The organism is Bacteroides gallinarum DSM 18171 = JCM 13658 (genome assembly GCF_000374365.1).
Classification (GTDB): domain Bacteria; phylum Bacteroidota; class Bacteroidia; order Bacteroidales; family Bacteroidaceae; genus Bacteroides; species Bacteroides gallinarum.
Genome location: NZ_KB894197.1, coordinates 1 through 9,130 on the forward strand (window position 1 = coordinate 1; position 9,130 = coordinate 9,130).

General features: G+C 50.1%; 7 protein-coding genes and 1 pseudogene. 1 reads left to right on the forward strand and 7 read right to left on the reverse strand.

Annotated features, from left to right (window positions below; genetic code table 11):
- The 7 genes and pseudogenes from C233_RS0121600 to dnaN form a co-directional block, all read right to left on the reverse strand.
- Positions 1-152 (reverse strand): annotated as a pseudogene (locus C233_RS0121600) (DDE transposase); the annotation flags it as partial.
- 380 nt (positions 153-532) lie between these two features.
- The gene (locus C233_RS0121605) at positions 533-2,236 is read right to left on the reverse strand and encodes a serine protease (RefSeq protein ID WP_018669554.1); all 1,704 of its coding nucleotides are present in this window, start codon (positions 2,234-2,236) and stop codon (positions 533-535) included.
- A 2-nt stretch (positions 2,237-2,238) separates the two neighbouring features.
- Positions 2,239-2,979, reverse strand: a complete 741-nt coding sequence (gene rlmB, locus C233_RS0121610) for a 23S rRNA (guanosine(2251)-2'-O)-methyltransferase RlmB (RefSeq protein WP_018669555.1) — start codon at positions 2,977-2,979, stop codon at positions 2,239-2,241.
- A gap of 93 nt (positions 2,980-3,072) precedes the next feature.
- Entirely contained in the window at positions 3,073-4,734 is a 1,662-nt protein-coding gene (recN, locus tag C233_RS0121615) for a DNA repair protein RecN (RefSeq protein ID WP_018669556.1), read from the reverse strand.
- A gap of 80 nt (positions 4,735-4,814) precedes the next feature.
- On the reverse strand, positions 4,815-6,038 hold the full coding sequence (gene coaBC / locus C233_RS0121620; RefSeq protein WP_018669557.1) for a bifunctional phosphopantothenoylcysteine decarboxylase/phosphopantothenate--cysteine ligase CoaBC: 1,224 nt from the start codon (positions 6,036-6,038) through the stop codon (positions 4,815-4,817).
- Between the two features lie 2 nt (positions 6,039-6,040).
- The gene (locus tag C233_RS0121625) at positions 6,041-6,811 is read right to left on the reverse strand and encodes a 3'-5' exonuclease (protein ID WP_018669558.1); all 771 of its coding nucleotides are present in this window, start codon (positions 6,809-6,811) and stop codon (positions 6,041-6,043) included.
- Between the two features lie 156 nt (positions 6,812-6,967).
- The gene (gene dnaN / locus C233_RS0121635) at positions 6,968-8,092 is read right to left on the reverse strand and encodes a DNA polymerase III subunit beta (protein ID WP_018669559.1); all 1,125 of its coding nucleotides are present in this window, start codon (positions 8,090-8,092) and stop codon (positions 6,968-6,970) included.
- Positions 8,093-8,256: 164 nt separating this feature from the next.
- On the opposite strand from dnaN, the gene C233_RS0121640 reads away from it, so the two are divergent.
- Positions 8,257-8,637: a DUF3127 domain-containing protein gene (locus C233_RS0121640; protein ID WP_018669560.1), complete on the forward strand. Its 381-nt coding sequence runs from the start codon at positions 8,257-8,259 to the stop codon at positions 8,635-8,637.
- Positions 8,638-9,130: the final 493 nt, after the last annotated feature.

The window sequence follows — 9,130 nt, forward strand, 5'->3', positions numbered from 1 at the left end:
CCTGCGGCTTTTGCCATGCGTTCAAACGGGAACACTGAGTGAAGCCTGCCAAGCTCACTCTCATTAAAACTTTTGCGGTATTTTTCCAGAACATCAAATTCTGTGAAGCCCAAAGTTGGGTGAATTTCGGAAATATTTTGTATCTTAGCCATATCTTAGTCGGGGAATTTCCCCCGTTTTGGCCTTCAAACCTTATTTGCGGGGGAATACCTAAAGATACAAAAAAGCCAGCTAATTCGCAATATTTTGTGTATGAATTAGTTGGCTGATTTTATATTATTTACTGAATGTCCCTCTTTTATTCGTTCATAATCAAATATATCGCACCTTTCTTTACAATATTCTCAAAAAAAATCAGGAAGTCCATGCAGTATTCCTAAGAACCGTGCATTTACTATACGAATACACAAAAGAAAAGTTCACTCATAACCTGTTAATACCTAGACTTAACTTTTATTTTAGCACGGGGAAGTTTTCCCACATAAAGGCTCCGCTTGCGAAAGCAGAGCCTTTATTTTTTACTTATACCGCCTTATTTGCAATGTTTCTCAATCAGCTCGTCCACATTCGGGTCGCCCAGCTCTTTCGCCTTGGCGAAGCTCTCGCAGGCTTCCGCTTTTTTCTTCATCTGCAACTGTGCAATACCCATGAGGCGGTAAGCCTCGGCATACTTGGGGTCGATTGCCAATGCATCCTGCAATACTTTCAGTGCCTCCTCGTTGCGCCCCACACGGATATTGACTACGGCGAGCTCAGCACGGTAAGTCAAATCTTTCGGGCTTAGCTCGATAGCTTTCTCCATATCGTTCAGCGCGCGCTGGTACTGCTTGGCTTTCAAGGCTGCCTGCTCGCGATAGTAATAGAATACGTCGTTCACCTTGCCGTTCACCGTCTTGTAATAAGCGTCATAGTCGAGCATGGCGGCGCGTGCCTGGTTTGCGTTCATACGTGCCTGGGCGCGTTCCAGCAGGTATGGGGCGGCTTCTTCCGTGTAGGGTTCGCTGAAGCGTGCCACGCAACTGTCCATAAGCGCCAGTATCTCTTCGGCAGGCGCCTTCATCAGCTCCTTGGTCTTGGCTGCACTGAAGAAGGTAGCCGCCGATACCAGGTTGGACTGGTTGACCTTTTCGTAGCAAGCCAGGGCTGCCGGATAGTCCTGTTTCGCAAACAGAATATCTCCTTCCGTCTGTACATACACGGGAAGCTCCTGGACGGCGATTGCCTCCCTGATTTCTTCCAGCGCCTTATCGTAAGACCAGTCTTTATAAGGTTTCTCCGGATTGCCCAGCATATAGTTATATATCAATTTGGCACGATTGTAATATATATCGTCTTTCTTCTGTGCCACGCTCAATGCCTTATCCATATCGGCTACGGCTGCGTCCATAGACGCCTCCTCCTTAGACTGGTACAACCGGTTAGTGGCGCGGCGCATATAGCCGTCGGCACTGTTGGGGTATTCGGCTATGAAATCATCCAGCAGTTGGGCATACTTCTCCGGAGCAACCTGCGAGGAGGCCATGAACAGGAACACCAACGCCTGCTCCTCCGTATCGGGCAACGCCTTCTTGATACCGATATGCTTTAAAGTCATGTCGCTGAAAGAGAATGCCGATATGCTCTGCGCCATTGCGAAGCCGGCATCTACCGCATAGCAGATTGTAGCGGTATCCGCACCGGAGGACTTCTGCGCAAGGGCAAACACCTGCCCTTCCTCGGTCATGACGGGACAGCTCACCATTTTATCTTTCAGGCGCAGGTTGAGCGTATAGTAATAATACTTCTCGGAGAATTTATCCGTAGCCTTCACCTGCCCGCCCGTATAGGAACGGTTCTTCTGGGTGGAATAAGGCAGGATATACACATTGGCGCCCACTGCCGGAGCCACGGTAGCCTGCTTCAACGCAGGGACTTTCTTGGAGGGTATGTCTACCCGGAATTTGATGACATCGTACATGTCGTCGGCTCCCAGGATAGAGGCAACCGGCATCTGTACGCCTTCCGAGTTTATCACTACCGCCCGCTGCGCTCCCTTGAACAAGGAATAATCGGACAAGGCAACGCCGTCTTCCGTTACAAAGAAGCCGTTCCCGGTATTCAAAATCTTATCATCTTCACCGTAAGTTACAACCGAAAATACGGCACGTTTGGCTTTCTCCACCCATTTGGGGGCTTGCGCTACACTCCACTGAGCCAGAAGCCCGAGAGTGAAAAACAGGAAAATCTTCTTTTTCATATTCAGTTGGTTCTTTGTTTCAGAGCTTCATAAATCAGGATACCGGCCGCCACGGATACGTTAAGCGACTCAATCGTACCCAGCATCGGAATCTTCACCCACTCGTCGCACAGCGCGAGGTTATCGTAAGAAACACCCTTGTCCTCGGCGCCCATGATGATGCACATAGGACCCGTATAATCCGCCTTTGTATAGTCGTAATCGCCTTTCTCCGTAGCCGCTACAATGCGGAAACCGCTGTCTTTCAGGAATTGCAGAGTATTTTTCAAACTCTGCTCGCGGCATACGGGCAACGTATGCAATGCGCCCGCCGAGGTCTTTACCGCATCGGCATTCACCGTAACGCTGTTCTTGGCGGGGATGATAACGGCATCCACCGCCGCACACTCGCAAGTACGGGCAATGGCTCCGAAATTACGCACATCCGTAATGCCGTCCAGCATGACGAACAGCGGGTTCTTGCCTTCCTCGAAAAGAAAGGGAACCAAGTCCTCCGTTTTCTGGTAGGCCACGGCGGAAACGAACGCTATCACGCCCTGATGATTCTTACGCGTAAAGCGGTTGATACGTTCTACCGGCACGCGCTGTACGGGAATCAGCGTTCCCTTTAAAGCCGCAAACAGCTCTTTGGACAAGTCGCTCTGTATATCTTTCTTTACCAGTATCTTGTCGATGTCCTTACCTGCCTGAACAGCCTCTATCACGGCACGAACGCCGAAAATCATTTCACTTTTCTCTATCATTGTATCTTCTTGTTTTTTTGTTCTACTTTAGCCTGCCAAAGAGCTATACTACGGTTGTAAACCTCTACTTTACAAACGCAGGACAGCACGTTGTCAGACGATGCCTAACAGCGCCTTCGCATTGTCGAGCGCCGCCCGGGTCAAGGTAGCGCCGCTCAACATATGGGCAATCTCCTCCACCCGCTCCCCGTCCGTGAGACGGCGGATATGGCTGTTGGTTTCCGTTTCATTATCCTGCTTATACACTTTATAATGGGCACGTCCGCGGGCAGCTATCTGCGGCAGGTGGGTGATGCTGATAACCTGGCGGTCGCTATCGCCCATTTCCTGCATGATATCCGCCATACGGTCGGCTATCTCGCCGGAGACGCCGGTATCTATCTCATCGAATACGATAGTAGGCAGCTTCACCGCACCGGCTATCATTGCCTTGACAGACAGCATGACACGTGCTATCTCACCACCCGAGGCTACCGAAGATATATTCTGCAAAGCCCCGTTCTTATTGGCAGAGAAAAGGAAGCTCACCGTATCCGCGCCATGTGCGCCCGGCTCCTTGCGCGTACCTATCTCCACCTGGAAACGGACATTGGGCATCCCCAACGGTATCAGGCGGGCTGCCATTTGCTTCTCGACCTCACGGGCGGCGGTAGTGCGCAGCCCGGTAAGTACGGCAGCCTGTTTCTTCACCTTATTATATAAGGCATCGCAACGAGCCTTCAACTCCTCTATCTGCTCGTCCGAGGAAGTGATGCCGGAAAGCCTGGCGGCATAATCCTCCGCCAGCGCCAGAAGCTCCTCCACAGTAGAGACGCGATGTTTCTGCTGAAGGGTATAAATCAGGTTCAAGCGGTCATTCACCTCCTCCAAGCGGGCAGGATTGAATTCGATTTCTTCTTCCTTGTCCGAAATGTCCTGGGAAATATCTTTCAATTCGATGTAGCTGCTTTCCAGACGTTCGACAAGCTCTCCGGCGGCAGGATATACCTTTTGCAAGCCCAGCATCGTACTCAGGCATTCCTTGAGGGCGGAAAGCAGACCGCCTTCATCGGCGTTCATCACCTGACCAGCACGGAACAGTCCGGCTTTTATCTCTTCCGCATGGCTCAGGGTATCGGCTTCCTGCTCCAATTCTTCCTGTTCCCCGGCAACCAGGCGGGCATCTTCCAGTTGCTCCAACTGGAAACGGATATAGTCCTCGTCGGCCTTGTTCTGCCCGGCAAAGGCTACAAGGTTTTCCAAATCCTGCTGCGCCTGCCTCCACTCCCGGTAAAGGGACTGATAGCTGTCCAGCTCCGCCTCGTCGTGTGCCAGTATATCCAGCACATTCAGTTGGAACCCCTCTTTGTTCAGCAACAGGTTCTGGTGTTGCGAGTGCACATCAATCAACTGCTCGCCGAGTTCTTTCATCTGTGCCAGCGAAGCAGGCGTATCGTTGATAAACGCACGACTCTTGCCCGAGGCATAGACCTCGCGGCGGAGGATGCACTCGTCCTCGTATTCCAGCTCGTTTTCTCCGAAGAAAGGCTGCATGCCGTAACCCGCAATCTCGAAACGGGCTTCGATTACGCATTTCGCAGCGCCTTGCCTGATAGCTTTCACATCGGCACGCTGCCCCAGCAACAGGCCGATAGCCCCCAGGATAATGGACTTTCCCGCACCGGTTTCGCCCGTAATCACCGAGAAACCGCTACCGAAGTCTATATCGAGCTTTTCGATAAGCGCATAATTCTGTATGTATAGAGAACGCAACATTTTATTACATTGAGAAAATTGATAAATAATAGAGACTGCCTGGCACACAGGCTCATTTACCGCAAACCACTCACTGCCAGTCACCGCCCGTTCATCACTTCCGCCAGGCGGTCTACGATGTCCGCAGCCACTTCCGCCTTGGACTTCAACGGATAATCTCTCTTGCCGTTCCGGTCGATGATACTCACTTTATTGGTATCGTGACGGAAGCCCGCACCCTCGTCATTCAACGAATTGAGCACGATGAAGTCCAGGTTCTTACGTTTCAGCTTATCTTCGGCATTATGCTGTTCGTCGTCGGTTTCGAGGGCGAAGCCCACCAGCACTTTGCCGGGATGCGTTTTTTTCATCTCTCCCAGGCGGGCGGCAATATCCTGCGTAGGTTTCAACTTCAGCGACATATCGCCGGTCTTCTCCCGTTTTATCTTCTTGCCGGCAACCTGCTCGGGCGTATAGTCGGCAACGGCGGCAGCCATGATTACCGCATCGGCATCGCCGAACAAAGCCGTGGCAGCCCCGAACATCTGTTCGGCAGACTCCACATCATGACGCCTGTACATGGGATAATGCGTCCGGAGCTGTACGGGGCCCGTAATCAAGATAACCCTCGCCCCTCTTGCCGCACACTCGTCGGCAAGCGCAAATCCCATTTTACCCGATGAATAATTGCCGATGAAACGTACCGGGTCAATCTTCTCGTACGTAGGTCCGGTAGTTATCATTATCGTTTTCCCGGCAAGGTCACCGTCCTTGGCGGCAAAGAATTCTTCCAGGTGGCGGATGATAACATCCGGTTCTTCCATTCTCCCCTTGCCCACCAAATGACTTGCCAGCTCACCGGTTCCCGGTTCTATGATATGGTTGCCGTACGAACGGAGCGTATCCAGATTCTTCTGTGTGGACGGGTGGGCATACATATCCAAATCCATTGCCGGAGCGACGAATACAGGAGCTTTTGCCGACAGATAAGTGGTTATCAGCATATTGTCGGCAACGCCATTCGCCATTTTACCGATTGTGGAAGCCGTGGCGGGAGCTATCAGCATGGCATCCGCCCACAAGCCCAAGTCCACATGGCTGTTCCACGTTCCGTCGCGCTGTGCAAAAAACTCGCTGATAACAGGCTTGCTGGTCAGGGCAGACAAGGTAATGGGGGTTATGAATTCTTTTCCCGCAGGGGTTATGACAACCTGCACTTCCGCCCCCCGTTTTATAAGCCCGCGGATAATGTAGCAAGCTTTATAGGCGGCGATACTTCCCGTAATGCCCAATACGATTTTCTTTCCTTTCAGTGGATTTGCCATAATTATTTCTGCATCATTTCACGTAAACGGATTTTAGTCAGCATGGCTTTGGTATTCAGCGTAAAATCACTGTTCAATATCCAACTGTAATACCCCGGGTCGCGTTTCAGCACATCCGCTACCGGCATGCCCTTGTACTTGCCGAAGTTAAACACTTCCACCCCCTTTTCGTCGTAAACCATGCGCCCTGCAAAGTCCACATTCTTGTTGAAGCTGGAATAGTCGGACAAGAAAGCCACATCGTTCTGCAACTCGGGATAACGGTCTAATTGCGACATCAGCACCTCGTAGGTGGCACGTGTATCGGCCTCCGCAGTATGGGCGTCCTCCAGGTTTTTGCCGCAGTAGAACTTATAGGCGGCAGACAGCGTACGCTGCTCCATTTTATGGAAGATAACCTGCACATCCACGAACTTGCGGCGGCTCATATCGATATCCACATCCGCACGCAAAAACTCCTCCGCCAGTACGGGAATATCGAAACGGTTGGAGTTGAAACCGGCAAGGTCGCACCCCTCAATATCGTTGGCGATATTACGCGCCACTTCCTTGAAGGTAGGGCAATCCGCCACATCTTCATCATAAATGCCATGAACGGCGGAAGCCTCCGCAGGAATATGCATTTCGGGATTGATACGCATGGTTTTGGACTCCTCATTCCCGTTGGGATATACTTTGAGATAACAGATTTCCACTATCCGGTCTGAGTTGATATTCGTTCCCGTTGTCTCCAAATCGAAAAAGACAATCGGATTTTTAAGATTCAATTTCATGAAGTTTTGTATTTACTATATTTTCATCCTAAATAGCCTGTCCCGAATTTATCTTTTAGGCACGGATTGCACGGACTGGCACGGTTTCTCAATAAACCCGAACCGTGAAATCCGTGTAATCCGTGCCTAAATAAATAATGACAGATTACTATTTCATCAATCGTTCAGCATCATCGGCATCAGCAACATCAGCAAATCCTCGTTCTCCTCCTGCTCTACCGGAACGATAACACCCGCACGCGAGGGGTCTGCCAGTTCGATAACCACTTCGTCCGCCGAGATATTATTCAAAATATCAATCAGGAAAGTGGACTTGAAGCCGATGCTCATCGGATTGCCCGCATACTGGCACGTCTGCGTCTCCTCCGCCGAAGTGGAGAAGTCGATGTCCTGCGCGGAAATCACGATTTGGTTCTCCTGCATGCGCAACTTGATAAGGCTGCTTGCCTGCGAAGAGAAGATAGACACACGGCGCAGCGCACCCAGGAGCTGCTGGCGGTCTACCGTTACCTTATACGGATTATTCTGCGGAATTACAGAGTTATAATTGGGGTAACGCCCTTCGATAAGGCGGCACACCATGCGGTAGCTCTCCAGCGTAACTACGGCGTTGCGCTCGTCGAACTCCACGCTCACCATGCCCTGCTCCTTCGGCAGCAAGTTCTTCAACAAGTTGGCAGGTTTCTTAGGCAAGATAAAAGCGGCGCGCTCATTGCCTTTGGCTGCCAGCGTCTTGCAGCGCACCAGCTTATGGCCGTCGGAAGCCACCATTGTGATATCTTCGGTGGTAATATCGAAGTAGATACCATTCATCACAGGGCGAAGCTCATCGTCGGCAGTTGCAAATACGGCGCGGTTGATACCGTTCAACAACACCTGCGCATCCATTTCCACCCGGACGGCGTTATCGCCCAGCATGGCGGACTGTGGAAATTCATCCGCATTCTGCCCCATTAAGCTATATTTACCGTTCTGATACTGTACCGTAATCTCCAGGGTAGACGTGTTGATGTCGAACGTCAGCGGTTGTTCGGGAATTTCCTTCAAAGCATCCAACAAAGTCTTGGCAGTCACGGCAAAACGCCCGTCGGTATCACTTTCGTTCACTTCGACCGTAGTAACCATGGTCGTTTCGCTGTCGGAAACGGTAACAGACAAGGTTCCGTCTTGTAGTTCAAAAAGGAAACAATCCAAAATAGGCAGCGCATTCTTCGAATTAATCACGCGGCTGATAGCCTGCAAATGGCTGGATAGCGCAGTACTCGAAACGATAAATTTCATATATTCCGTATATTTAAGTTTTAATTTCAACTAAGTTGTTAACTAACGGACAAAGTTAAAAAAAGAATTCCCTACGACAAAGAAATAGTAAGAAAAAACAGCCGTTTATTCGTCGCATATCCCTAAAAAATTGTAACTTCGCCGCATCATTTAAAAAGAGAACAATGGAATTTACAGGAAAAATTATCGCTATACTCCAGCCCAGAGGCGGAGTTTCCAAAGCATCAGGCAACGAGTGGAAAGCACAGGAATACGTAATAGAAGACCACGGGCAATATCCCCGCAAGATGTGTTTCGACGTATTCGGTGCAGATAAAATAGAACAGTTCAACATCCAAATGGGCGAGGAACTGACAGTATCTTTCGACATCGACGCACGCCAGTGGCAAGACCGCTGGTTCAACAGTATCCGTGCATGGAAAGTAGAGCGTGTCAGCGCTGCCGCACCTGCACCGGGCGTACCGGGTGCACCGGTTCCGCCGCCGGCTCCGTCTGCCGCACCGGAATTCCTGTCCGGAGATGCGAAAGACGATTTGCCTTTCTAAGGCGGGAATCGGACAGTGGGTAGTAAGTTTATCTGAAGTTCACCACGGATTATACGGAGGTTCGCCACAGATTAACTGATTAACAGATTAGCAGATTAAAATCAAATAATTGATTATCAGGGAAGATAATCTGTGAAGGCATTATATATTGCCTTACGGCGTGAGCCTCTTGTGAAGCACATAGAATATATCGAAATTATAAGCCCTCTATAGGGATATTCAGTAAATGTCCCTAAAAATCAAGATGGCATATGAAGATGATAGAGCATACTCACTTCATATGCCATTTTTATAGTCCTATTCCTGTAATTTCTCACACAATCTTACCCTACAAGACATGACGCTCGGGAAGAAGTCTGAAGACATCTTCTGCCTCTGCCTGTAAAATCATATCATGCCGCTTTCACCGTCCTGTTCCTGATCTTGTCTATCATCAGTACGGCATTTGCCGTATGTATTCCAAAGAAAATCCACAGGATTTCCGTCTTCCTGT

Excerpts from the sequence above, each read along its gene's own strand:
- C233_RS0121605 (WP_018669554.1), bottom strand. The coding sequence starts at position 2,236 with ATGAAAAAGAAGATTTTCCTGTTTTTCACTCTCGGGCTTCTGGCTCAG.
- rlmB (WP_018669555.1), bottom strand. The coding sequence starts at position 2,979 with ATGATAGAGAAAAGTGAAATGATTTTCGGCGTTCGTGCCGTGATAGAG.
- recN (WP_018669556.1), bottom strand. The coding sequence starts at position 4,734 with ATGTTGCGTTCTCTATACATACAGAATTATGCGCTTATCGAAAAGCTC.
- coaBC (WP_018669557.1), bottom strand. The coding sequence starts at position 6,038 with ATGGCAAATCCACTGAAAGGAAAGAAAATCGTATTGGGCATTACGGGA.
- C233_RS0121625 (WP_018669558.1), bottom strand. The coding sequence starts at position 6,811 with ATGAAATTGAATCTTAAAAATCCGATTGTCTTTTTCGATTTGGAGACA.
- dnaN (WP_018669559.1), bottom strand. The coding sequence starts at position 8,092 with ATGAAATTTATCGTTTCGAGTACTGCGCTATCCAGCCATTTGCAGGCT.
- C233_RS0121640 (WP_018669560.1), top strand. The coding sequence starts at position 8,257 with ATGGAATTTACAGGAAAAATTATCGCTATACTCCAGCCCAGAGGCGGA.